Origin of the sequence: Pseudomonas putida, assembly GCF_001976065.1 — a bacterium.
GTDB classification, from domain to species: domain Bacteria; phylum Pseudomonadota; class Gammaproteobacteria; order Pseudomonadales; family Pseudomonadaceae; genus Aquipseudomonas; species Aquipseudomonas serbica.
This window is the reverse complement of the sequence record NZ_MNAH01000001.1, coordinates 1,095,240-1,119,506: the sequence shown is the minus strand read 5'-3', so window position 1 is coordinate 1,119,506 and position 24,267 is coordinate 1,095,240. Positions and strand designations below refer to the sequence as shown.

The 24,267-nt window shown below is 60.8% G+C and carries 18 protein-coding genes; 9 read left to right on the top strand and 9 right to left on the bottom strand.

The window, feature by feature from the left end; all coding sequences use genetic code 11:
* Positions 1–25 precede the first annotated feature (25 nt).
* Positions 26–511 carry an adenosine-specific kinase gene (locus BKX96_RS05165; protein ID WP_077182942.1) on the top strand — a complete coding sequence of 162 codons (486 nt, stop codon included), beginning with the start codon at positions 26–28 and terminating at the stop codon, positions 509–511.
* Positions 512–599: 88 nt separating this feature from the next.
* On the opposite strand, the gene BKX96_RS05160 is transcribed toward BKX96_RS05165, so the two are convergent.
* From BKX96_RS05160 to BKX96_RS05145, 4 genes are all read right to left on the bottom strand, one after another.
* Positions 600–1,493 carry a polysaccharide deacetylase family protein gene (locus BKX96_RS05160; RefSeq protein ID WP_046815478.1) on the bottom strand — a complete coding sequence of 298 codons (894 nt, stop codon included), beginning with the start codon at positions 1,491–1,493 and terminating at the stop codon, positions 600–602.
* A gap of 61 nt (positions 1,494–1,554) precedes the next feature.
* A complete protein-coding gene (locus BKX96_RS05155) occupies positions 1,555–2,463 on the bottom strand; it encodes an NAD-dependent epimerase/dehydratase family protein (RefSeq protein WP_077182941.1) in 909 nt (302 codons plus the stop codon).
* Positions 2,464–2,559: 96 nt separating this feature from the next.
* The gene (locus tag BKX96_RS05150) at positions 2,560–3,294 is read right to left on the bottom strand and encodes an SDR family NAD(P)-dependent oxidoreductase (RefSeq protein WP_046815480.1); all 735 of its coding nucleotides are present in this window, start codon (positions 3,292–3,294) and stop codon (positions 2,560–2,562) included.
* A 39-nt stretch (positions 3,295–3,333) separates the two neighbouring features.
* The gene (locus BKX96_RS05145; protein ID WP_046815481.1) at positions 3,334–4,761 is read right to left on the bottom strand and encodes an APC family permease; all 1,428 of its coding nucleotides are present in this window, start codon (positions 4,759–4,761) and stop codon (positions 3,334–3,336) included.
* A gap of 633 nt (positions 4,762–5,394) precedes the next feature.
* Here BKX96_RS05145 and BKX96_RS05140 point away from each other — a divergent pair.
* Positions 5,395–6,348 (top strand): alpha/beta hydrolase, encoded by a 954-nt coding sequence (locus BKX96_RS05140; protein ID WP_046815562.1) that lies wholly within the window; start codon positions 5,395–5,397, stop codon positions 6,346–6,348.
* A 3-nt stretch (positions 6,349–6,351) separates the two neighbouring features.
* Here BKX96_RS05140 and BKX96_RS05135 read toward each other — a convergent pair whose 3' ends face one another.
* The 3 genes from BKX96_RS05135 to BKX96_RS05125 all read right to left on the bottom strand — a co-directional run bounded on the left by BKX96_RS05135 (position 6,352) and on the right by BKX96_RS05125 (position 10,090).
* On the bottom strand, positions 6,352–8,166 hold the full coding sequence (locus BKX96_RS05135) for an ABC transporter ATP-binding protein (RefSeq protein ID WP_046815563.1): 1,815 nt from the start codon (positions 8,164–8,166) through the stop codon (positions 6,352–6,354).
* Between the two features lie 145 nt (positions 8,167–8,311).
* The gene (locus tag BKX96_RS05130) at positions 8,312–8,905 is read right to left on the bottom strand and encodes a DUF6338 family protein (protein ID WP_077182940.1); all 594 of its coding nucleotides are present in this window, start codon (positions 8,903–8,905) and stop codon (positions 8,312–8,314) included.
* A 177-nt stretch (positions 8,906–9,082) separates the two neighbouring features.
* Complete coding sequence (locus BKX96_RS05125) at positions 9,083–10,090, bottom strand: AraC family transcriptional regulator (RefSeq protein ID WP_046815483.1); 1,008 nt, start codon at positions 10,088–10,090, stop codon at positions 9,083–9,085.
* A 165-nt stretch (positions 10,091–10,255) separates the two neighbouring features.
* Between BKX96_RS05125 and BKX96_RS05120 the strand changes: the two genes are divergently transcribed.
* From BKX96_RS05120 to BKX96_RS05100, 5 genes are all read left to right on the top strand, one after another.
* Entirely contained in the window at positions 10,256–11,107 is an 852-nt protein-coding gene (locus BKX96_RS05120) for a 3-hydroxybutyryl-CoA dehydrogenase (RefSeq protein ID WP_046815484.1), read from the top strand.
* A complete protein-coding gene (locus tag BKX96_RS05115) occupies positions 11,094–11,753 on the top strand; it encodes a TetR/AcrR family transcriptional regulator (protein WP_077182939.1) in 660 nt (219 codons plus the stop codon). The genes BKX96_RS05120 and BKX96_RS05115 overlap by 14 nt, the downstream gene beginning before the upstream one ends.
* A 90-nt stretch (positions 11,754–11,843) precedes the next feature.
* On the top strand, positions 11,844–12,257 hold the full coding sequence (locus tag BKX96_RS05110; protein WP_077182938.1) for a VOC family protein: 414 nt from the start codon (positions 11,844–11,846) through the stop codon (positions 12,255–12,257).
* A gap of 96 nt (positions 12,258–12,353) precedes the next feature.
* On the top strand, positions 12,354–12,782 hold the full coding sequence (locus tag BKX96_RS05105) for a YajG family lipoprotein (protein WP_046815487.1): 429 nt from the start codon (positions 12,354–12,356) through the stop codon (positions 12,780–12,782).
* 208 nt (positions 12,783–12,990) lie between these two features.
* Positions 12,991–13,266, top strand: coding sequence for a hypothetical protein (locus BKX96_RS05100; protein ID WP_046815488.1), 276 nt, complete (start codon positions 12,991–12,993; stop codon positions 13,264–13,266).
* A gap of 36 nt (positions 13,267–13,302) precedes the next feature.
* On the opposite strand, the gene BKX96_RS05095 is transcribed toward BKX96_RS05100, so the two are convergent.
* Both BKX96_RS05095 and BKX96_RS05090 read right to left on the bottom strand, forming a co-directional pair.
* Positions 13,303–13,527, bottom strand: a complete 225-nt coding sequence (locus BKX96_RS05095; protein ID WP_077182937.1) for a hypothetical protein — start codon at positions 13,525–13,527, stop codon at positions 13,303–13,305.
* A gap of 157 nt (positions 13,528–13,684) precedes the next feature.
* The gene (locus BKX96_RS05090) at positions 13,685–14,287 is read right to left on the bottom strand and encodes a class I SAM-dependent methyltransferase (protein WP_077182936.1); all 603 of its coding nucleotides are present in this window, start codon (positions 14,285–14,287) and stop codon (positions 13,685–13,687) included.
* Positions 14,288–14,692: 405 nt separating this feature from the next.
* Here BKX96_RS05090 and BKX96_RS32990 point away from each other — a divergent pair, with 405 nt between their 5' ends.
* Positions 14,693–22,282 (top strand): beta strand repeat-containing protein, encoded by a 7,590-nt coding sequence (locus BKX96_RS32990; RefSeq protein ID WP_077182935.1) that lies wholly within the window; start codon positions 14,693–14,695, stop codon positions 22,280–22,282.
* Between the two features lie 83 nt (positions 22,283–22,365).
* A complete protein-coding gene (locus BKX96_RS05080) occupies positions 22,366–24,207 on the top strand; it encodes an O-linked N-acetylglucosamine transferase, SPINDLY family protein (protein WP_077182934.1) in 1,842 nt (613 codons plus the stop codon).
* Positions 24,208–24,267: the final 60 nt, after the last annotated feature.

Below are 24,267 nucleotides of genomic sequence, written 5' to 3'. Positions count from 1 at the left end.
AACATCGTGGAAGGAGGCGTTTGAGATGCAACTCATCACGCTGAAAATCGAAAAGCCGGATGATACGAATTTCATTTTGGGTCAGACGCACTTCATCAAGTCCGTCGAGGACATCCACGAAGCGTTGGTAAATGCCGTGCCAGGTATCCAGTTTGGCGTGGCCTTTTGTGAAGCCTCTGGCAAATGCCTGGTTCGATGGTCTGGCACCGATACCCTGATGATTGAACTTGCACAGAAAAATGCCAAAGCCATCGCCGCAGGCCATAGCTTCATCATTTTCCTGGGCGACGGTTTTTATCCGCTGAATGTGTTGAACACCATCAAAATGGTTCCAGAGGTGTGCCGTATTTTTTGTGCGACAGCCAATCCGACTGAAGTGGTTCTCGCCGAGACGGAACAAGGGCGAGCAATCCTGGGCGTAGTGGATGGCTTCTGTGCCAATGACATTGAAGTCGACGACGACATCTTGTGGCGCAAGAACCTGTTGCGGCAGATTGGCTACAAGCTGTGAATTGCACTCGGCCAAGACCACTCAATGAAGTGAAACAAGCCTCATTCCGGCAGAGTAGCGACCATCCATCGATGGTCGCCTCCCCCTACTACTGATGCGCTTTAACCGGTCCCTGATAATAAGGCAGCCTGTCAACCCTTGGTGTATAGGAGCCGGTGGCCACACAGCGCTGGACATGCGCGGCGATCTCATCCATCCGTGCAAACCAGACATCACCTTTGGCCATCATGTATTCGATCAACTTCGACACTTCATGCCAGCGTGACAAACGACCGGAAAGGAACGGATGCCAGACGGGAACGAAGAGCGCGCCATACTCCCAGGCAGCATCGAACTCGGCCTTGAAAACCTCGACGGCGCGTTGCGGCGACTGAATCGGCATCTGGAAATCAAGGTCGATGCTGTGCATGTACTGAGGCCAGTCATCCAGCGCCCAGCTGGATGGAAGCTCCACCAGCTCTCCCGCCCCGGTGCGCAACAGATAAGGCACATCATCCCCCATCAAAGAGGCGTCATAACTGAAGCCTCGCTCGATCAACAAGTCAGCCGAGTGCTCTGACATATTGTAGAGGGGAGCCCGCCAGCCCCGCGGTGCCTGGCCGGTGAATCGCTTGATGGTGTCGCAACCGCGATCGAGCCAATAAGCCTCTTCTTCCCGGGTCAGCTCGTTTGGATGCTCATGTATGTAGCCGTGATGGGCAATTTCGTGCCCTCCTTCGACGATCGCTTCAATGGCCTGTGGGTATTGTTCGATGCACCAGGCCGGTATGAAAAACGTTTGTTTGATCTCGAAACGTCGCCAGGTTTCCAGAATCCTCGGAATCGCCACTTTGGGTCCATAGTGCAGCATCGAAATACTGGCGACTCGTGTCGCGGAATCCTTGGGGTGCGCCACATGCAGGATGCTGTCTGCATCCATATCAAAGGTAAAGGCGACGGCGCAGCGAGCGCCGTTTGGCCAGACAATCGGATTTTCAATCATGCTTAATCACCAGTGGATACTGAACGTTATCGAATCACCAACAACAACAATCCAGCCCCTATCAATACTCGTGATCAATCAACCAGTTGGAATAATGCGTGAGTCCTTTTTCAAGTGACCATCGCGCTCGATACCCCAGCTCCCGCTCGGCTGCACTTAGATCCCATTCCCCATGGCGATCGAGATGCCAATAACCGTCGCCAACTTCGATGCGCGCATCAGGAATTATTTTCCTGATGATTTCAACGGCTTGATGCAGCGTCCAGGAGCGGTCACCGGCAATGTTAAATACACCGCCTTTCAGATCTCTGGTTTCAGTCGCCATCAGTACTGCCCGCACGACGTCTTCGACATGGATGTAGTGGAACCGATGATCTCCGCCCGAAGGCAAGGTAAAAGCTTCACCACGATGGACGGTTTTAAGTATATCCCTGAGCACTTGCGGCATCTTATTTTCCGGGCCATACACTTCCGCAATTCGCAGTGAAATCACCTCCATACCATAAAGATCATTGTAGACTCGGCCAAAGTGCTCGGTGGCAATCTTGGTTACACCATAGGGTGTCGTTGGGTAAGTAGGTGTCTGCTCATTAATCGCACCCTCGAAATGCCCATACACCGTTTCCGAAGAAAAGTTTACCAACTTTTTGATGCCCGCCAATCGCATTGCTTCAAGCAAATGGATGGTGCCATCGATATTCGCCGTTACCGTCGTAATGGGCAGGTCTATGGACAAGTCGGGATGTGACATGGCCGCTGTGTGAATGACACGATCAACGCCATATTCCTGGATGGTTCTGACAATCCTCGGTATGTCGAATAACTCTCCCTGCACAGGGGTCATGAATTCAGACTTGGCTTCGGAGTAGTCACGATTGTAACTCACCACCTTGACGCCTTGTTCGCTGAGCTTTTTCGTCAGGTATCTGCCAACATAGCCCAAACCACCGGTAATCATTACAGCGCTCATTTTGTATCCTTCTTGTTATTAGCAGAATAAGAGCCACATATTCGACGGGTAAATTCATGACTCGCTAAAGTTAAAACATCGAGACGAGACATCCAACTAGATTGCAGCACCGCCATTGGGGCTGATGATCTGGCCAACCATGTAATCACCCGCGGGCCCGGCCAGGGCTTCGACCATGGCCGCGATTTCATCCGGTTTGCCGAAGCGCCTCAATGGAAGGGTCGCGCGGGTCTCATCGTTGTATTCGATGGTGTCGTTGATCAGCATGTCTGTTTCGATCGGCCCCGGCGCCACCGAATTGACCAATACACCTTTGGGGGCCACTTCCTTGGCAACCGCTTTTGTCAGCGCGATCACCCCGCCCTTGGAAGCGCAGTACGCGGCGTAGGTGGGAAATCCAATCAGCCCCAGCTCGGAGCTGATGTTGATAATCCGCCCTTGACCGCGAGCGAGCATGCCCGGCAACACGGCCTGCATACAGGCCCAGGTACCCCCGAGATTGGTGCTGATCATCTGCTCCCACTGCGCCCAGGTCGTTTGCTCTACTGTCGCCGACACCAGTCTCCCGGCATTGTTGACGAGAATATCGACCCTTCCATAGCGACTCTGCGCCTCGAGGATGATTCCGGCCGCGGCTTCGGGATTACTGATATCCGCTTGAACGGTGAACCCGTCGCCACCGTTGTCTTCGGCAATTCGTATTACTGCGTCCAGTTGATCTTTGTTGTCGAAGTAATTGAGGACCAGATGATCGCCACTTGCAGCAAAACGCTTGGCGATTGCCAGCCCGATGCCCTTTCCAGCGCCAGTGATAACGACAACACGTTTCATAAGTTCTCCGATGATTTAAATGAACGCCGCGCGTGCAAATCAGGACGCTTTAACTTTGGAAAGTACGGGTTTCCTGGAGACACGCGATTGCCACACCAGAATCAGTGCGCCAGACAGTATCGTCAGCGCGCCGAGATACCAGGCTGTGTATTGATCCTCTGGTGAAACCGGATTTGCTCCGGCGGTATAACCGATGTATCCCAGAACCAGAATGGCCAGAGCCGCAGGGATCGACAGTGCCAACGCGATGCCGAAACGCTGACGTCGGAAAGTCATGACAATAAAGGCTGCAATAGCGGCCATGTAGGACATCACCAACGTGATAGTCACGACGTCGTAGTACCAGACAATCTTGTCCAGCGGTTTCCACCAGAGCAGAGCAATGGCGACGGCCGAGACAATAACGCTGGCAAGCCATGGCGACTTTGTTTTGTTTACAGCGCTGAGTGCCAGCGGCAGATGCCCTTCTTCACTCATTCGATAGAGCGTACGCGCAGCCGCACTCGAAGAGATTTGCAAACCGGCACATGCCGAAGTGATCACGACGAACAATGCAATCCAGGCCATGGTCGGTGGCAAGTAGACGTTGGCGACAGCGGCGATTGGCCCACCGTTGCCATCCTCGATAATTGCCGCCAGTTTCTCCACGGGCACGGCGTACTGCCAGCCGATAGCCGCGAGGGTGTAAATGACAAAGGCGCTAGTCAGAACGAGCAACATGGAGCGTTGCACGGTTCGAACGGGAATACGCGACTCTTCGATGTAGTTGATCGCCGAATCGAAGTTGGCGAGCATCCAGACACCGAACAGCACCCCTGGCCCGATTGCCGACCATCCATCCGCCCCTTGCGGCGTATACATGGACAGAACCGACAGGTCCGGAACCTGAGGGTCGATGATGCCCATCAACCCGAGCCCGGCGACGACGGCGATCTCGAAAATCAGGAAGATACTGGCGATTTTCGCTGTGGCATTGACGCCGTTGCAGGAAATGGCCAGGAAGATCAGCACCATACCCGTCCCGATCAATTTGGCGTTAAGCGCACCCGCCAGGGCTGGAAAAAGCGCCTGGATGTATTCGGTTCCGATGATTGCGCACATGGCCATCACTGCCGTGCAGGCAATAGAGTACGCCCAGCCGAGAATGGTCCCGACGCTGGTATGGAGAAATCGCGAGGTGAAGGTAAACACTCCGCCTGCCGACGGTGCCTGGCGAGTGAGGGAGATCATGCAAAAAGCCATGACCAGCATTGGAAAGAAGTACGCAATCAAAATGGCCAGCGGCGCATGGTGGCCCGATATTGAGTAAAGAATCGACATCGAAGAGGCTGCGATCCAGCCTGGCGCATTAAAACCAAGTGCTGAAAACGTCACATCCCTTGTGTTTAGAGTCCCCTTGTTTAGCGCCGTATCAAGTTCACGAACAGTTCCGTCACGGTCATAACCGATGATTTCATAGAAGTTCATTTTTCAGGCTCTGATTAATAGCTATAGAAGATGTTGTTGCGCCAAACCGTCTGAAGTGATTTGAACGCCGCTCTTATTATTCAACTAAGCAAAATGCAGATACTCACAACCCGAACAAACACCAATAGCCTATTCAGGATTGACTTATAGCTTTCTGGTTTTTATCGCCCCCCAGGAAAACCCTCCAGCCAAGAATTTTTTTTCAGCCGCCCGCAGTCACTTCGACTGCATAGCTACGCGCGTGACAAGTTGTGGCGTTTAAACCTTTGGATGTGGGTCCAGTATAGAAACAGGCAAAAAAAACCTACCATCAGAAATTTCCGATATTTGGATCTGATTTGGCGAAGTAAGTCCCGGTTAGTAACTTGTGTACTTATCGGCGAGCAGTTCCATGGGGCTTGAACATGCCGTCGGCGGATTGAAACGTTCATGGTTAATTTGTGCGTTTTCATGGTTTCTCCCTTAGCCTACCCGACGCTTCTGGCCGATAGTCGTCCTTGGCGAGCGACCGCGTCACGCACGGAGCAAGCCCGCTCCCACAAGGAGGCGTCCTAACGACCGTCGCATTTTCCCCCACTCCACCCGCGCATCTGTTAAAACGCGAGCTTCATGTCCATGCCGGTGAACCAGCCGATGCCCTCTGCCCTGCTCACTCATCTGCGCCTGCGCTGGCTGCCGCTGCTGTGCATGGCCGCGCTAGTCGTCGGCGTGCCCGTGGGTTGCGGCGCACTCCAGTACAAAGAGCGCGAACTGCTGTTTCGCATCGAACCGGGTACCGCCGGCTGGTATCGCGGCTTGCCCCGGGATGTACAGGAATTCGACATCAAGCCCGCGGACTTCAAGGCCGGGCAAAACCTGCATGCCTGGTGGTGGCCAGCCGCGAGTCGCGATGCGCCATCGATCCTCTACCTGCACGGCGTGCGCTGGAACCTGACCGGCCAGGCTTTTCGCATCGAGCAGTTGCGCGCCATGGGCTATTCGGTGCTGGCGATCGACTACCGGGGTTTTGGCCAGAGCAAAGGTGATCTGCCGTCGGAAGCCAGCGTTTATGAAGACGCCCGAGCGGCTTGGGAGCGCTTCACGGTGATGCAGCCGGACGCCAGCAAGCGCCTGATCTACGGCCACTCCCTGGGTGGCGCGGTGGCCATCGACCTGGCGGCGGACCTGGCCGCCCGGGCGAAAAAGGCAAAACACCCGGTTCCGGTGCGCGGGCTGGTGATCGAGTCGACCTTCACTTCCCTGGGCGATGCCGTGGCGCAAGTAGCCGACAACAACCTCCCGGTGAACTGGCTGCCGGTGCGCTGGCTGCTGTCGCAGAAGTTCGACTCCATCGACAAGATCGTCGCCATCGACATGCCGTTGCTGGTGGTCCATGGCCTGGCCGATCAATTCATGCCGTCGAGGTTCAGTCAGCAGTTGTTCAATGCCGCCAGTGAACCCAAGCGCCTGTTGCTGGTGCCCGGCGGCACCCACAACAACAGCATGAGCCGGGGCGGCAGCCAGTATCGCCAGGCGCTGCAAGGCCTGATGCAGGCCAAGCCGCAAATCGCCAGGCCTATGGTGTCAGCGGATGCCCAGGACTCCTGAGGATTATCGATAGCCCCGTGCCTGCAGGTCGAACAGCTGCGCATAACGCCCGCCCGCCGTGACCAGGGTGTCGTGATCGCCATGTTCAAGGATGGCGCCCTGATCCAGCACGATGATGTGATCGGCGTTGCGCACGCTGGAAAAACGGTGGGAGATCAATAGGGTCATGCGGTTCTGGGTGTGCTGGCTGAAATGCTCGAACACTGCCGCTTCCGCCGCCGGGTCGAGCGCCGAGGTCGGCTCGTCGAGGATCAGGATATCGGCATCGCGGCGCATATAGGCTCGCGACAGGGCGATTTTTTGCCACTGCCCGCCGGACAGCTCCAGCCCGCCGGCAAACCAGCGCCCCAGTTGCGTGGCGTAGCCGCGATCGAGTCGCTCGATGAACGGCGCGGCCATGCCTTCGGTGGCGGCGTGCTGCCAACGCTGCTCATCGCTGAACGCCAGCGTGTCGCCCACACCGATGTTCTCGCCAACGGAAAACTGGTAGCGAATGTAGTCCTGGAAAATCACCCCTATGCGCCGACGCAGCGCATCTTCCTCCCAGGCCTGCAGATCGCTGCCGTCGAGCAGGATGCGTCCTTGATCGGGACGGTAGAGCCGGGTCAACAGTTTGATCAGCGTGGTCTTGCCCGAACCGTTCTCCCCCACCAGCGCTAAACTGCGTCCCGGCACCAGGTGCAGGTCGATGCCCACCAGCGCGTCGCGACTGGCTCCCGGATAACGGAAGCCGACGTTCTCGAAGCGCAAGCCATCGCCAGGCACCGCACCCACCGTCAGATGGCCAGTGTCGGCGACCACGGGTTCGGCCAGGTATTCATAGAGGCTCGACAGGTAGAGGCCATCCTCATACAGGCCGCTGATGGCGCTCAGGCTGCTGCTCACCGCCGCCTGGCCCTGCTTGAACAACACCAGGTACATGGTCATCTGGCCGAGGCTGATGTTGCCGTGGACGGCATCGACCACCACCCAGGCATAGGCCAGGTAGAACGCCGCGGTGCCCAGCAGGCCGAGGACAAAGCCCCAGCCATCGCGACGCAGGGTCAGCCGCCGGTCCTCGGCATAAAGCCTGGCAAAGGTGTCGCGGTAACGCTGCAACAGCAGCGGCGCGAAACCGAACAGCTTGACCTCCTTGATGTAGCCCTCATGGGAAAGCAACGTCTCGATGTAATTCTGCTGCCGGCTCTCCGGCGCACGCCGGGTAAACAGGCGAAAGGCATCCCCGGAAAAGTGCGCCTCGGCAAAAAACACGGGTAACGCGCCGACCACCAGCAACACCAGCGCCCAGGGCGAAAAATGCACCAGCAACACGCCGAAGCTGATCAGCACGATCAGGTTCTGGATCAGCCCCAGCGACTTCATTACCAGCGCCAACGGCCGGGTCGAGGCTTCGCGCCGAACCCGCACCAGCTTGTCGTAGAACTCCGAATTCTCGAACTGCACCAGCGACAACGTCTGGGCCTTTTCCAGAATCATGGTGTTGACCTTCTGCCCCAGTTGCACCCGCAACAGCGACTGCTGCACCGACAGCGCACGCTGGGCGCCAGACAGCAAGGCCAGCACACCCGCCTCCAGCAGTACATAACGCACCACCGGCCACAAAGGCGCACTGCCCTGCTGCGCATGCAACTGCATGGCAAAGACCACGGCGTCGACAATGCGCTGCCCCAGCCATGCCGCCAAAGCCGGTAGCACACCGGCGACCAGCGTGGCCAACACCAGGCCCAGGAACAATGCGCGCGAGGTGCCCCAGACCAGGAGCAAGGCACGCCGGGACTGGTCGAGCAGCGAAGTGAAGCGAAGAAGGACCGCGGGCATGGCTACCTGTCGCGCCGACGCAGCCATTCAGACTCCTTTTTTGCCGGTGGAGGCCCAGCGGGTGGCCGAGGGCGCCCAATGGCACCAGGAGTTCCCGGTTTGTAACATGGAGGCATTTCTTGAGGCGCTTTACTTGTCATGGTCATCACTCCTTTTGCGTAAACTCGACCCATTGAACGTTTGAAGCATCGATAACGATAATTTCAGCCCCGATTTGGGACTCCTCGCCTTCGCTATCGAGCCAACTCGGGTTTTCGATTACAAACTGCCCTCTCGTGGGCGCGGAAGGCCATTCAACGGGCCAGCCATAGAGTCGCTTGTCATCGAGCAAATGCAGCACGACAAATCTGGGCCTCGACGAAAAAGCACTGTACCACTCGCCAGGATACGAAGTTTGCGTGGTGATTTTCAGCTGCCTGAGTAGCGAGTGAAGCTTGTCGCTACGGGCAACATGGCAGGAAACAAAACCCAACAAAACCGCAATCACCGCTGACCACAAGGTCTCTGACGACTTGTCCCACGAGCCGACCGAAAAAAACCGCTCCCCTGTAACCATCATCAGCGCTCCCAATCCGACCACCAGCGACTGAATCACGAAGATAAAAATCAGGGCCTGGACTATTTGTCCAAAGGTGTCTGGTCGCTTGAAAGCTGTCAGGGAATAAAAAATCCAGGCGGCTAAAAATCCTGGAATCAAATACTGGAGAAGCGGAATTACCTCCTTGACCAAATCATCCATGCCAGTTTCCAATCCATTGAAAGCTCCAATTCGGAACAAACAAATACCTCACCTCGACGGGTCATGCCATCGGTTACGAGGACACTGTAGTCGCAAGAAATTTCAATATTCAACCTGGCTTTTTTGCATGCAAACAACAGCGAAAATTCACACAAACTCTTAGTCAAAATCCCACATCTACTCCTGAAACCGCGCCCGATACCGCCCCGGACTCTCCCCCGTCCACTTCTTGAAGGCCCGGTGAAACGCACTCGGTTCCTGGAAACCCAGTTGTTCGGCGATATCGCCGATGCTGGCCTGGCTCTCGCGCAACTGTTCGAACGCTACCCCGCGTCGCACTTCGTCCTTGATTTCCTGATAGGAACAGCCTTCACGCTCCAGTTTTCGGCGAAAGGTGCTGGGGCTCAGGTGTTGTTCGAGGGCAAAGGCCTGCAGGGTCGGCCACTCGCTGTAATGGCTGTTGCGCAAGCGCTGATGGACCTGGGATGCCAGGCCGTGCTGGTTGCGGAAGCGGATCACCAACCATTGTGGCGCGGTGCGCAGGAACACTTTGAGCGATGCCAGGTCCTGGACCACCGGCAGTCGCAGGTAATGACTGGCGAACTCGATTTCGGTGCGCTCGGCGCCAAAGGTCAGGTTCGGCCCCCAGAGCAGACGGTCGTCGCTGAGTGACAGGCGTTCATGGCGGAAGTCCGCGCGGTCGATCGGGATGCGCCGCCCGCCCAGCCAGCACAGCAGGCTGATCATCAACACCAGGAAGGTCTCTTCGCCGAAACGGCTGACGTCTTCGTTAGCGCCCTGGCTTTGCAGGCTGATGATCGCCCGTTTGCCGCGCACGGTCAGGGTGCCGTGAAAATCGCGCAGGAACAGGCTGAAGTTGGCCAGGCACTGGCGCATGGCCTTGTGCAGATCGGGCTCCTGGATCAAGGCCCGGCAAATCAGGGCGAAGCTGCCCGGCGGCATGCCGTGGGAGTCGAGGCCGAAGAATTCGTCGTTGAGCTCGCGGATCTGGATCAGCCACAGCGCTGCAAACGCGCTGGCGGGCACCCGCGCCGAGGGTTGCGCAATCACCGCCGGGTCGATGCCGGCCTGCTCGAGCACCGCTCGAACACGCTGTGGATCGTCCTCCAGCCCGTGGATCATTGCCTGCACGAAGTAGGCGGCCACCGAGTCCTTTTCCCGCATGCGAACGCTTCGCTCCCCATTACCCGAAATGGCAAAAAACATCAGTGCCGTTGAACAGTTTCGGCATAGGACAACCACCCTGCCGGCTCTAGACTCGCGGCAATAGTACGCTTTCGGCCATCAAGGCGGCCAAGGTATCGCAGGGTTTATCGAAAGGACGGCAACATGAATCTGCAAAACATTGGCGTGATCGGCGCCGGCACCATGGGCAACGGCATCGCGCAGGTTTGCGCCCTGGCCGGTTTCAACGTGACCCTGGTGGACATCAGCGAGGGCGCCTTGCAAAAAGCCCTGGCCACCGTCGGCAAGAACCTTGACCGCCAGGTCGCCAAGGAAACCCTGAGCGCCGAGCAGAAAAACGCCGCTCTGGACAAGATCCGCACCAGCACCGACTACAGCAACCTGCGCGACGCGCAAATGGTGATCGAAGCCGCCACCGAGAACCTCGAGCTGAAACTGCGCTTGCTGCAACAGGTTGCCGCGCAGGTGGGTGCCGAGTGCGTGATCGCCTCCAACACTTCGTCGCTGTCGATCACCCAGCTCGCGGCCAGCGTCAGCCAGCCTGAACGCTTCATCGGCCTGCACTTCTTCAACCCGGTGCCGGTGATGGGCCTGATCGAAGTCATTCGCGGCCTGCAAACCAGCGACGCGACGCATGCACTGGCGCTGGACATGGCGACCCGCCTGGGCAAGACCGCGATCACCGCCGGCAACCGCCCGGGGTTTGTGGTCAATCGGATCCTGGTGCCGATGATCAACGAAGCGATCCTGGTGTTCCAGGAAGGCCTGGCCAGTGCCGAGGACATCGACGCCGGCATGCGCCTGGGCTGCAACCAGCCTATCGGCCCGTTGGCCCTGGCGGACCTGATCGGCCTGGATACGCTGCTGGCGATCATGCAAGCCTTCCACGAAGGCTTCAACGACAGCAAATACCGCCCGGCGCCATTGCTCAAGGAAATGGTCGCCGCCGGTTACCTGGGACGCAAGACGGGGCGCGGCTTCCATGCCTATGCCTGAGCGTTGCTCGCGTTTCGCCGAATACCGGGACAAGGTGCTGGAGCTGTTTGCCAGCAAGGGTTTCGGTCAAGTCGGCATGCGTGAGCTCGCGACGTGCCTGGGGCTTTCCCCAGGCTCGCTGTATCACCATTACCCGAGCAAACAGCACCTGCTGCTGGACTTGATCGAAGAGTTCTACGAAGAGCTGCTGGCTACGCTGGGGCGCATCAAGCAACAGGCGCCAGGAAAACGCGACCGGCTCAACAGCCTGATCCGCGCGCACCTGAACCTGCATCGCGACATGCCCTGGCATTATCGCCTGGTGGAACGCGACAGCGACTGCCTGAACGACGAGCAACAGGCACGGGTTCGACAATTGCGCGAGCAGTACGAGCGCCAATTGATGGTGATACTCGGCGCCCGTTCGCGGTTCAGCGAATCGGGGCTTCTGGCAGCTGGTCATGCCATCGCCGCCCTGCTCAACAGCGCTCCCACCTGGCTGTCCTCCCATGCGCTGGATGAAAGCGAGCACAATGAGTTGCTGGAGAACATGGTCGGCGGTGCCATCGAGCGCTTGCTGGCACCGAAGCGCCCGAGCGAGGCTATAAGCCTGGCGCGGACTATCGAGAAAATATCTAAAAATACCCAGGCTCCCGCCGCGTTTTAGCGCTTTGCTTGCCCAGTCAATGTCATCGGAATTCGCGCTGGTTCGAGGCGTCCAATTCGATGTGTACCTCCAATGACCGGGAGCACAATCATGAAAATCAATCCCTACCTGATCTTCAATGGCGACTGCAAAGCCGCGTTCACCTTTTATGCCGAAAGCCTCAAAGGCCAGATCGAAGCCATGCTGACCTTCGGCGAAACGCCTGCCGCCGAACACGTGCCCAAGGACTTGCATAACCTGATCATTCACACACGGCTGGCTGTGGGCGAACAGGCGATCATGGGTTCGGACACCACCCCTGATCGCCCCACCGAAGAAATGAGCGGCTGTTCGATTTCGTTGAATGTCGACAGCATCAAGGAAGCTGAACAGGTGTTTTCGGCGTTGTCCGAAGGCGGCAAGGTACAAATGCCACTCGAGGCCACGTTCTGGGCAGCGCGCTTTGGCATGCTGGTCGACCGCTTTGGCGTGTCGTGGATGATCAACTGCGAAAAGGATCAATGACTCACGGCGAAATCCTGGCTGCCTGGCAACTCCCGGGCCGTCTGCTACCGTCAACTTGCCAAACGTGTAGCAGCGGCCCTTCGGAGGAAACCCACCATGCAAGCCCATGACGCGTCATGGTCCACCCGTTTCAAACTGTCGCTGCTGGCCGGAGGACTCACCGCCGCCCTGCTGGCACTCAGCGGTTGCGCGACAGTCGATGCCCAGACCACCGCCTACGTCGGCGTGGAACACCCTGCCCCGACATTGCCCAGCGAAGTCGTGGTGCTGCGCACCGAGCCCCTTCGCCCGCACGTTCGTCTGGGTGAAATAGTGATCGACGCCAGTGTCGACCCGGCCCCGCCGATTACCGAGGTCGAACAAAAACTGCGGGAAGAATCCGCCAAGCTCGGCGGCGATGCCGTGGTGGTGGTGTACGACCATATCCAGGCGGTGGGTGCCTACGTCAACGGGCCGCTGTGGGCGCGCGACGTGCAGACCATCGAGGGGCGCAAACTCAAAGGGATCGTGATCAAGTACAAATGAGGCAGAATTTTCATCGAAAATGACAACGCGGGGCGCAGCATTCCCCGCGTGCCACAGAAGCATATTCTTAGCCCACAGGTGCATGTTCCCTCCTTGATCAAAGGAAATTAATGCGCTGTCGTCGCCTTGCCGTTCGTCCGCCACGGCGCACCTTCCATTGCGCCACTCTTCCAATGCAATACATCCCTTCGCACGGAAGACTCAAACGATGAACACTACCCTCGCCGCTCTCATGCTCACGGGCTTGCTCTCGGCCTCGCCGCTTTATGTGCTGGCCACCGAGAAAACCACCGAGGATGCCACCATCCCACCTTCCGCCGTTCCCGGGCTCAACCAGGGCGCTGAATCCAACGAGGAAAAGGCTGATAAAAAGGGCGAGGAAGCGTCAGGTTCGAACTCCGGCGCCGATACGCATTCGATAACAAAAGACGCGGAGTCGCAGGACGATGGTGCCAATCAGAGAGGTAGTAAGCCGGGAAGCTGATCACCCTACCCCTCTTTTGCAAAGATCCTGAATGTGTCAGTCGTCGCGGTCGTCGCGATCGCGATAACGACGGTTGTCGCGATCATCGTCACGACGATCATATCGATGGTCATACCCTCGATCATCATCGCGGTCATAGCCGCGGCGATGATCATGATCGTGATATCGACCGTACCTTTCTCCGTCTTCCCAGTGAGGTCCGCAGCCTCCCAGCAAGAGCAGGCTGGAAAGGGCCAGGGTCATCATTACTGCGCGTTTCATTTGAGCATCCTGAAGGTTCGGGTGTGAGAGGGTTTCGGCCGGTGGAAATCCCGCACGGCGTTGAAACCCTGTCTATGACCATTCAGTAACCCAATGATTCCGTTGGCAAATGCAGCTGGAGGGCGCGCGCATGGCGCGCAGCCCGGTTCAGCGCGGTTTAGCCTGGGAAATGCTCGTTCCCGATCGCCACCACGTCCTGCTCGGTGATCGGCGCAAGTGCCGCCACTGCCCACAGGTCATAAAACGGATGGGCACGCTGGATCGGCAGCACCATGTCGAAACCCGCCGCTTGAAGAGAACCTGTCAGTACCTTCTTGGTGAAACCGCAACGGTGCGCCATGAACAGGTTGCCGTTGGCCATGGCCGGGCGATGACCGTAGAGGATGTCGATGGGTGCGATTGGTCCGGCGGGTGACAGGTAGGCCTCGTCCGTCAGCTTGTCTTCGGCCACCAGGGCGCACACCGATTGCAGGTCCGGGCAGGTGATGATCACGAAGCCGCCAGGCTTGAGCACTCGCTTGAACTCCGCCAGCGCTACCGGCACCTCGTGGGGATAGAGGTGCTCGATGTTGTGGCTGGAGAACAGCGCATCCACCGAAGCGTCCTTGACCTGGGACATGTCGGTCATGGTGCCGACGATGTCCGGGTTGACACTCTCATCGATGTCAAAGCGCAGCTCTTGCCACTGCTCAGAAGCGAAGCCCTTGGTCGTGCTGTTCTTGCTCTTTGGACCACAACCTACATGGAGGAAGGTTTTCACAATCAGTTACTCGATCGAGGCCCTTGCCGGGTGGCAAAAGGGGAATGGGGGCGTGCTCCGCTGGCCGATGCCTGCCGACGGACAAAATGTCCCGCGCACACTAGGGGAAGTGCTGGGCAAGGGTCAAGGTCATGGCACCACAACAATGTGAGCTTCACAGGGCTCAGAAAAAATGACGTCAATAATTCAGTGGTAGCCATATGATATCGCTGCTTTACTATCTGAGCCTATAAAGCGGAGTCTTTTTATAACCAAAAAGCTAAAAAAGGCAAAACGCCATCAAAAAAGATTCTTAATGTTTTAACCGGATGTGTCGCTAAGGACACGTGGGCTACCAAATTTTCGCCCAAGGCTACGGCGACAACGCTGGCAGCGCAGTAAATGACCCCTAAACAGGATGCGTTCATGAGCTTTATTTCTTCGTTGACCCCAGCGCAAGTCGCTGCCTTGAGTACAACCACCATTGCTGGGCTTGCGACCCAGGATATTGCCGCCTTGACCACTGCTCAGATCGCCCAGATGACCGCTGCGCAGATCGCGGTCATTACCCTGCCGAACATTGGCGTGCTTTCGACCGCGCAAGTACCGGCGCTGACAACTGCGCAAGTTGTAGCCCTGACCACCGCGCAGGTCACCGCACTGAAAACCGCACAGATTGCCGCGCTGACCACTACGCAAGTGGCGGCCATCGAAACGGCGGATATCGCTGCAATGCCGGCCGCCTCGGTCGCCAGCCTCACCACAGCCCAGACCGCCGCGCTGACTACCGCCCAGGTTGTTGCCCTGACCACCGCCCAGGTGGCCGGGCTGAAAACCACGCAAGTCGCTGCGCTGACGGCCACCCAGGTGGCGGCCATCGAGACCGCCGATATCAGCGCCCTGACCTCCGCCCAGTTGGTAGCCTTGACCACTGGCCAGGTCGCAGCACTGACCACCGCTCAAGTGGCAGCCCTGAAACCGACCCAGATCAGTGCCCTGGAAACCGCCGACGTGGCCGCCTTGACCACCGCTCAAGTGGTGGCCTTGACCACCGCCCAGGTCGCCGCGCTGACCACTACCCAGCTCGTCGCCTTGACCACCACCCAAGTGGCGGCCATCGAAACCGCTGACATCGCCGCCCTGCCACTGACCAGCGTTGCGGCCCTTACCACCGCGCAGACCGCTGCGTTGACCACCGCCCAGATCGTGGCCCTGACTACCGCCCAGGTGGCCGCGCTGAAACCGGCCCAAGTGGCTGCACTGACCACCACCCAAGTGGCGGCCATGCAGCCTGCCGATGTCGCTGCGCTGAACACCGCTGGCGTCGCCGCCCTGACCACCGCCCAGGTCGCGGCACTGACCACTGCCCAAGTGGCGGCCCTGAAACCAACCCAGATCAGTGCCATGGAAACCGCCGACGTGGCCGCCTTGACGACGGCTCAGGTGGTGGCGTTGACCACGGCCCAAGTAGCAGCCCTGACCACCGCGCAAGTCGTTGCGCTGACCACCACGCAAGTGGCGGCCATCGAAACCGCTGACATCGCCGCCCTGCCAGTGACCAGCGTCGCGGCCCTGACCACCGCGCAGGCCGCTGCCCTGACCACCGCCCAGGTYGTGGCACTGACCACCGCCCAGGTGGCCGGGCTGAAACCGGCCCAAGTGGCTGCACTGACCACCACSCAAGTGGCGGCCCTGCAGACCGCCGATGTCGCTGCGCTGACCACCGCTGGCGTCGCCGCCCTGACCACTGCCCAGGTCGCGGCACTGACCACTGCCCAAGTGGCGGCCCTGAAACCGACCCAGATCAGTGCCATGGAAACCGCCGACGTGGCCGCCTTGACCACTGCTCAGGTGGTGGCCTTGACCACCGCCCAAGTAGCAGCCCTGACCACCGCGCAAGTGGCTGCGCTGACCACCACCCAAGTGGCGGCCATCGAAACCGCTGACATCGCTGCGTTGACCACAGCAAGCGTCGTTGCCTTGACCACCGCTCAGGTCGCGGCACTGACCACCGCGCAAGTGGCAGCCCTGAAACCGACCCAGATCAGCGCCCTGCAGACTGTCGATGTTGCAGCGCTGACGACCGCCCAGGTCGTGGCCTTGACTACCGCCCAAGTAGCAGCCCTGACCACCGCGCAAGTCGCTGCGCTGACCACCACGCAAGTGGCGGCCATCGAAACCGCTGACATCGCCGCCCTGCCAGTGACCAGCGTCGCGGCCCTGACCACCGCGCAGGCTGCTGCCCTGACCACCGCCCAGGTCGTGGCCCTGACTACCGCTCAGGTGGCCGGACTGAAACCGGCCCAAGTCGCTGCACTGACCACTACGCAAGTGGCCGCCATGCAGCCTGCCGATGTCGCCGCACTGACCACTGCAGGCGTTGTCGCCCTGACCACCGCTCAGGTCGCGGCACTGACCACGGCCCAGATCGCCGCACTGACCCCGGTTCAGATCGCAGCCATGGAAACCGCTGACGTAGCGGCCCTCACCACCGCTCAGGTGGTGGCGTTGAGCACCGCCCAGGTGGCGGCTCTGACCACCGCCCAAGTGGCTGCGCTGACCACCACCCAAGTGGCGGCCATCGAGACCGCTGACATCGCTGCGTTGACCACCGCAGGCGTCGTCGCCTTGACCACCGCTCAGGTCGCCGCCCTGACCACCGCTCAAGTGGCAGCCCTGAAACCGACCCAGATCAGCGCTCTGCAGACGGCCGATGTCGCCGCACTGACGACCGCTCAGGTCGTGGCATTGACCACGGCCCAGGTCGCGGCCCTGACCACCGCTCAAGTCGCTGCGCTGACCACCACGCAAGTGGCGGCCATCGAAACCGCTGACATCGCCGCCCTGCCAGTGACCAGCGTCGCGGCCCTGACCACCGCCCAGGCCGCTGCCCTGACCACCGCCCAGGTCGTGGCACTGACCACCGCCCAGGTGGCCGGGCTGAAACCGGCCCAAGTGGCTGCACTGACCACCACCCAAGTGGCGGCCCTGCAGACCGCCGATGTCGCTGCGCTGACCACCGCTGGCGTCGCCGCCCTGACCACTGCCCAGGTCGCGGCACTGACCACTGCCCAAGTGGCGGCCCTGAAACCGACCCAGATCAGTGCCATGGAAACCGCCGACGTGGCGGCCTTGACCACTGCTCAGGTGGTGGCCTTGACCACGGCCCAAGTAGCAGCCCTGACCACCGCGCAAGTCGCTGCGCTGACCACCACCCAAGTGGCGGCCATCGAAACCGCTGACATCGCCGCCCTGCCAGTGACCAGCGTCGCGGCGCTGACCACCGCGCAGGCCGCTGCCCTGACCACCGCCCAGGTCGTGGCCCTGACTACCGCTCAGGTGGCCGGACTGAAACCGGCCCAAGTCGCTGCACTGACTACCACGCAAGTGGCCGCCATGCAGCCTGCCGATGTCGCCGCACTGACCACCGCCAGCGTCGTCGCCCTGACCACCGCTCAGGTCGCGGCACTGACCACGGCCCAGGTCGCTGCACTGACCCCGGTTCAGATCGCAGCCATGGAAACCGCTGACGTAGCGGCGCTCACTACCGCTCAAGTGGTGGCCCTGAGCACCGCCCAGGTGGCAGCCCTGACCACCGCTCAAGTGGCTGCGCTGACCACCACCCAAGTGGCGGCCATCGAGACCGCGGACATCGCTGCGTTGACCACAGCAAGCGTCGTTGCCCTGACCACCGCTCAGGTCGCCGCCCTGACCACCGCTCAAGTGGCAGCCCTGAAACCGACCCAGATCAGCGCCCTGCAGACGGTCGATGTTGCAGCGCTGACGACCGCCCAGGTCGTGGCCTTGACCACCGCCCAGGTCGCAGCCCTGACCACCGCTCAAGTCGCTGCGCTGACCACCACGCAAGTGGCGGCCATCGAAACCGCTGACATCGCCGCCCTGCCAGTGACCAGCGTCGCGGCCCTGACCACCGCGCAGGCCGCTGCCCTGACCACCGCCCAGGTCGTGGCCCTGACTACCGCTCAGGTGGCCGGACTGAAACCGGCCCAAGTCGCTGCACTGACCACCACGCAAGTGGCCGCCATGCAGCCTGCCGATGTCGCCGCACTGACCACCGCCAGCGTTGTCGCCCTGACCACCGCTCAGGTCGCGGCACTGACCACGGCCCAGGTCGCTGCACTGACCCCGGTTCAGATCGCAGCCATGGAAACCGCTGATGTAGCGGCATTGACCACGGCTCAAGTAGTGGCCTTGACCACGGCCCAGGTCGCGGCACTCACCACCGCCCAAGTGGCTGCGCTGACCACCACCCAGGTGGCGGCCATCGAGACCGCTGATATCGCTGCGTTGACCACCGCTGGCGTCGTCGCCTTGACCACCGCTCAGGTCGCCGCCCTGACCACCGCTCAAGTGGCAGCCCTGAAACCGACCCAGATCAGCGCCCTGCAGACGGCCGATGTCGCCGCCTTGACCACTGCTCAGGTGGTGGCCTTGACCACCGCCCAAGTAGCAGCCCTGACCACCGCGCAAGTGGCTGCGCTGACCACCACGCAAGTGGCGGCCATCGAAACCGCTGACATCGCCGCCTTGCCAGTGACCAGCGTTGCGGCCCTGACCACCGCGCAGACCGCTGCGTTGACCACCGCCCAGGTCGTGGCCCTGACTACCGCTCAGGTGGCCGGGCTGAAACCGGCCCAAGTCGCTGCACTGACCACCACCCAAGTGGCGGCCATGCAGCCTGCTGATGTCGCCGCACTGACCACCGCCAGCGTCGTCGCCCTGACCACTGCTCAAGTGGCGGCACTGACCACGGCACAAGTCGCAGCGCTGACCCCGACCCAGATCGGCGCCCTGGAAACCGCTGATGTGGCGGCCCTCACTACCGCTCAAGTAGTGGCGTTGACCACGGCCCAGGTTGCAGCGCTGAAAACCACCCAGCTCGCGGCCTTGACCACCACGCAAGTGGCGGCCATCGAAGCCGCTGACATCGCCGCCCTGCCAGTGGCCAGCGTCGCAGCCCTGTCCACCGCACAGACCGCTGCCCTGACCACCGCCCAGGTTGTCGCGCTGACCACCGCCCAGGTGGCGGGCTTGAAAACTACGCAAGTGGCGGCGCTGACCACCACCCAGGTAGCGGCCATCGAGACCGCCGATATAGCCGCCCTGACCTCCACCCAATTGGTAGCCTTGACCACCGGACAGGTCGCAGCTTTGACCACGGCACAAGTGGCGGCCCTGAAGCCAACCCAGATCAGTGCCATGGAAACCGCCGACGTGGCGGCCTTGACCACTGCTCAGGTGGTGGCCTTGACCACCGCCCAGGTCGCGGCACTGACCACCGCGCAAGTGGCTGCGCTGACCACCACGCAAGTGGCGGCCATCGAAACCGCTGACATCGCCGCCCTGCCAGTGACCAGCATCGCGGCCCTGACCACGGCGCAGGCCGCTGCCCTGACCACCGCCCAGGTCGTGGCCTTGACCACCGCCCAGGTGGGTGCACTGAAGCCGGCCCAAGTGGCTGCACTGACCACCACGCAAGTGGCAGCCATGCAGCCCGCCGATGTCGCCGCACTCACTACCGCCAGCGTCGTCGCCCTGACCACCGCCCAAGTGGCGGCACTGACCACGGCCCAGGTCGCAGCACTGACCCCGGTGCAGATCGCAGCCATGGAAACCGCTGATATTGCGGCCTTGACCACGGCTCAAGTAGTGGCATTGACCACGGCCCAGGTCGCGGCCCTGGCCACCGCCCAAGTGGCTGCGCTGACCACCACGCAAGTGGCGGCCATCGAAACCGCGGACATCGCTGCGTTGACCACCGCTGGCGTCGTCGCCTTGACCACCGCTCAGGTAGCCGCCCTGACCACCGCTCAAGTAGCAGCCCTGAAACCGACCCAGATCAGTGCCCTGGAAACCGCCGACGTGGCCGCCTTGACCACCGCTCAAGTGGTGGCCTTGACCACGGCCCAGGTCGCGGCACTGACCACCGCCCAAGTGGCTGCGCTGACCACCACGCAAGTGGCGGCCATCGAAACCGCAGATATCGCGGCCTTGCCAGTAACCAGCATTGCGGCCCTGACCACCGCGCAGGCCGCTGCGTTGACCACCGCCCAGGTTGTGGCACTGACCACCGCCCAGGTGGCCGGCCTGAAACCGGCCCAAGTGGCTGCACTGACCACCACGCAAGTGGCGGCCCTGCAGACCGCCGATGTCGCCGCACTGACCACCGCCAGCGTCGTCGCCCTGACCACTGCTCAAGTGGCGGCACTGACCACGGCCCAGGTGGCGGCCCTCAAGCCGACCCAGATCAGCGCCCTGGAAACCGCCGACGTGGCCGCCTTGACCACGGCTCAAGTGGTGGCCCTGAGCACTGCGCAGGTAGCGGCACTGAAGCCGACCCAGATCGCGGCCCTGACCACCACGCAAGTGGCGGCAATGGAAACCGCCGACCTGGGCGCACTGACCAATACTCAACTGGTGGCCTTGACCACTGCCCAGGTTGCAGCCCTGACCACCGCTCAAGTGGCGGCCCTGAAACCGACCCAGATCAGCGCACTGGAAACTGTTGATGTGGCAGCACTGACCACAGCGCAAGTAGTCGCCCTGACCACCGCTCAGGTAGCGGCATTGACCACGGCACAAGCTGCGGCATTGACCACCACTCAAGTAGCGGCCATTGAAACCGCGGACATCGCTGCTCTGTCGGTGGGCAACGTTGCAAGCCTGACCACTGCGCAGACCGCTGCTCTGACCACCGCCCAGGTGGTTGCCCTGGGCACCGCCCAGGTGGCGGCGTTGAAGGTGACCCAGATCGCAGCCCTGACCACCACGCAAGTGGCGGCCATCGAAACGGCCGATATCGGCGCCCTGACCTCTGCCCAACTGGCAGCGTTCACCACTGGCCAGGTCGCGGCACTGACCACGGCGCAGATCGCGGCCCTCAAGCCGACCCAGATCAGCGCTCTGGAAACCGCTGATGTAGCAGCCTTGACCACCGCGCAGATCGTGGCGATCGAAACCACCGACATGGCGGCACTGACCACGGCGCAAGTGGCGGCCCTGACCACGGCGCAAGCTGCGGTGCTGACCACGGCGCAACTGTCGCACCTGTCGATGACCCAGGTTGATTCGTTCACCACGGCGCAACTGCAGGCGATGAGCGCCACCCAGATCGATGCACTGGCCCTGTCCACGCCACTGGTCCTGGACCTCAATGGCGATGGCGTGCAGACCACGCACCTGAGCACCGGCGTCAAGTTCGACCTCAATGCCGACGGTCACAAGGAAGCGACCGGCTGGGCCACTGGCGGTGACGGCCTGCTGACGCTCGACCTCAATGGCGATGGCCAGGTCAACGATGGATCCGAGCTGTTCGGTTCCTCGTTCCGTCTGCCGGACGGTTCGCTGGCCAAAGATGGCTTCGAAGCACTCATCAGCCTGGACAGCAACCATGATGGCGCCGTCAACGGGGCTGACCAGTTGTTCGCGTCGCTGCAAGTCTGGGTCGATGCCAACAACGATGGCGTCAGTGACAAGGGAGAGATGCACAACCTCAAGGAGCTTGGCATCACCCAGTTCAACCTGGATGTGGCCAAGACTGCCGAGCTCAACCACGGCAACCTGATCGGCCTTAACGGCAGCTATGAAACCAGCGATGGCCAGAGCCACACGATCGCCGACGTCTGGTTCCGCACCGACGCCAATGGCAATCAGTCCTTCGACCTGACCAAGCTGGATTCGACAGCAGTCGAGGCCCATTCCCTGGGGGCTATCGATCTGGCCGCCGATGGCGGCAAGGCCAGCGTAGTGACCGTCGACGCCGAAGCCGTCAGCAAGCTCGGCCAGGCCGGCCAGGTGGATGTGGACAGCGGTGCCGCGGCACCCGTGCAGATGATCATCAACGGTGACCACAACGACACGGTCAACATCACTGGCGACAGTGGCGAGTGGCAAGCGGCCGGTACCACCACGGTCGACGGCGCCAGCTACAACGTGTTCAACGATGGTGATGTGCAATTGTTGGTTGCAACCGATGTGCAGACTTGGATTCACTGATCTTCAGTGGTAAACCTTGACTGATCCGATACCGGGCTCGAAAGAGCTCGGTATTTTTTTATTGGAAGAGACCTTCGCGCAAAATGCCTAGAGAGAATCTTGAGAGCCCGAACCTCGACGTCGTGCTGGCCGCAGCTCTGCAGCTGGCCGAAGGTGTCGCGCTGGAACCGATGAAGTTGCTCGAAACCGCAGAACGGCTCAATGGCGCGCAGCGCATCAGGGATGCCGCAGCGCTCTACCAGCGCTGGCTGCAGCACTGTCATTCGTCGGTCAATTACATTATCCAGTTCAACCTGGGAGCCACCCTGACTCAATTGGGGCAGATACAGGACGCAGAGACCGCCTACCGCGCCGCCATCGCCCAGAACCCGGAATTTGCCCAGGCCTGGTTCAACCTGGGGACCTTGCTGGAGCGCCAGCAAAAACCGCAGGAAGCCCTGGCCATCTGGCAGTCGATGCTTGATGAAAACCTGGTCGACACCGCACAAAGCCGCGAGCTGTACCTGATGACCTGCAATAACCTGGGTCGTCTGCTGGAAGAAACCCGTCAGCTGCAGAAATCCGAAGCCATCCTGCGTACCAGCCTGGAAGCCGACCCGGCTCAACCCAAGGTGATCCAGCACTGGGTGCACCTGCGCCAGAAACAGTGTGTCTGGCCGGTGTATGAGCCGCCGGCGGGCCTGAGCCGGGGCGACCTGCTCAAGGCCTCCTCGCCCCTGGCCCTGCTCGCCGGCAGCGATGACCCCGGCCTGCAACTGGCCGCTGCGGTGCACTTTGTCAAAGAGCGGGTCAATGTCCGGGTCCCCGCCCTGGCTTCGCCCCAAGGCTATGGCCATCAAAAGCTGCGCATCGGGTTCCTGTCGTCGGACTTCTGCCTGCACGCGGTGTCATTGCTGACCGTGGAGCTGTTCGAGTTGATCGATCGGGAACGCTTCGAGGTGTACGGTTTTTGCTGGACCCGCGAAGACGGGTCGGCCTTGCGCGAGCGGGTCAAGCGGGCGATGGACCACTTCGTGCGCATCGACGCCATGGATGATGCGAGCGCCGCACAATGCATTCGCAACCATGAGATCGACATCCTCATCGACCTTCATGGGCTGACCTCCGGAGCGCGTCCGGACATTCCGGCCTACCGCCCGGCCGCGGTGCAAATGACTTACCTGGGTTTTCCTGGGTCGACCGGCCTGCCTGGCATCGATTTCGTGATCGCCGACCGCTACCTGATCCCCGACAGCGAGAAGGCGTACTACAGCGAGACACCGCTGTACCTGGCGCAAATCTACCAGTGCAGCGACCGCCAACGCCCCGTTGCGGCGTTGCCGACCCGCACCGAGTGCGGCTTGCCGCAGGACCGCTTCGTGTTTTGCTCGTTCAACAACAACTACAAGTTCAACGAAGAGGTATTCGACTGCTGGATGCGCATTCTGCAGCGCGCCCCCGAGAGTGTGTTGTGGCTGCTGGCCGACAACCCCTGGGCCCAGGAAAACCTCTGCGCCAGGGCCCAGGCACAGGGCGTTGACCCGGCACGCCTGCTGTTCGCCCCGCGCGTCGCACCGGCACAATACCTGGCCCGCTACAGCGCCGCGGACCTGTTCCTGGACGCGTATCCGTTCAACGCCGGCACCACGGCCAACGATGCCTTGTGGATGGGCCTGCCAGTACTGACCCGCTCGGGACGCACTTTTGCCTCACGCATGGCGGGCAGCCTGCTGACGGCGCTGGACCTGCCGGAGCTGATCACCACCACGCTGGCCGAGTACGAAGAACGTGCCGTCGAACTGGCCACCCAGGCTGATCTGTTGCCCGCCTTGCGCGCGCGCCTGCACAAGGGCCGCGAGCACTCGGTGCTTTTCGACACGCCGCGCTTCGTCAGGGATTTCGAGGACGCAATCAGCAGCGTGGCGCCCGGCAGGGCTCAGGCGTAATGTCCTTTCTCTCGCGGCATCGCAGCGATGACGGCGCAACGCTCCTACAGAGGGGTGTCG

What these genes read in the sequence shown, in the direction of transcription:
- BKX96_RS05160 (WP_046815478.1), bottom strand. Translation starts at nt 1,493, where the DNA reads ATGATTGAAAATCCGATTGTCTGGCCAAACGGCGCTCGCTGCGCCGTC.
- BKX96_RS05120 (WP_046815484.1), top strand. Translation starts at nt 10,256, where the DNA reads ATGAATCTGCAAAACATTGGCGTGATCGGCGCCGGCACCATGGGCAAC.
- BKX96_RS05140 (WP_046815562.1), top strand. Translation starts at nt 5,395, where the DNA reads ATGCCCTCTGCCCTGCTCACTCATCTGCGCCTGCGCTGGCTGCCGCTG.
- BKX96_RS05150 (WP_046815480.1), bottom strand. Translation starts at nt 3,294, where the DNA reads ATGAAACGTGTTGTCGTTATCACTGGCGCTGGAAAGGGCATCGGGCTG.
- BKX96_RS05100 (WP_046815488.1), top strand. Translation starts at nt 12,991, where the DNA reads ATGAACACTACCCTCGCCGCTCTCATGCTCACGGGCTTGCTCTCGGCC.
- BKX96_RS05135 (WP_046815563.1), bottom strand. Translation starts at nt 8,166, where the DNA reads ATGCCCGCGGTCCTTCTTCGCTTCACTTCGCTGCTCGACCAGTCCCGG.
- BKX96_RS05130 (WP_077182940.1), bottom strand. Translation starts at nt 8,905, where the DNA reads ATGGATGATTTGGTCAAGGAGGTAATTCCGCTTCTCCAGTATTTGATT.
- BKX96_RS05095 (WP_077182937.1), bottom strand. Translation starts at nt 13,527, where the DNA reads ATGAAACGCGCAGTAATGATGACCCTGGCCCTTTCCAGCCTGCTCTTG.
- BKX96_RS05145 (WP_046815481.1), bottom strand. Translation starts at nt 4,761, where the DNA reads ATGAACTTCTATGAAATCATCGGTTATGACCGTGACGGAACTGTTCGT.
- BKX96_RS05115 (WP_077182939.1), top strand. Translation starts at nt 11,094, where the DNA reads ATGCCTATGCCTGAGCGTTGCTCGCGTTTCGCCGAATACCGGGACAAG.
- BKX96_RS05165 (WP_077182942.1), top strand. Translation starts at nt 26, where the DNA reads ATGCAACTCATCACGCTGAAAATCGAAAAGCCGGATGATACGAATTTC.
- BKX96_RS05080 (WP_077182934.1), top strand. Translation starts at nt 22,366, where the DNA reads ATGCCTAGAGAGAATCTTGAGAGCCCGAACCTCGACGTCGTGCTGGCC.
- BKX96_RS05125 (WP_046815483.1), bottom strand. Translation starts at nt 10,090, where the DNA reads ATGCGGGAAAAGGACTCGGTGGCCGCCTACTTCGTGCAGGCAATGATC.
- BKX96_RS05105 (WP_046815487.1), top strand. Translation starts at nt 12,354, where the DNA reads ATGCAAGCCCATGACGCGTCATGGTCCACCCGTTTCAAACTGTCGCTG.
- BKX96_RS05110 (WP_077182938.1), top strand. Translation starts at nt 11,844, where the DNA reads ATGAAAATCAATCCCTACCTGATCTTCAATGGCGACTGCAAAGCCGCG.
- BKX96_RS05155 (WP_077182941.1), bottom strand. Translation starts at nt 2,463, where the DNA reads ATGAGCGCTGTAATGATTACCGGTGGTTTGGGCTATGTTGGCAGATAC.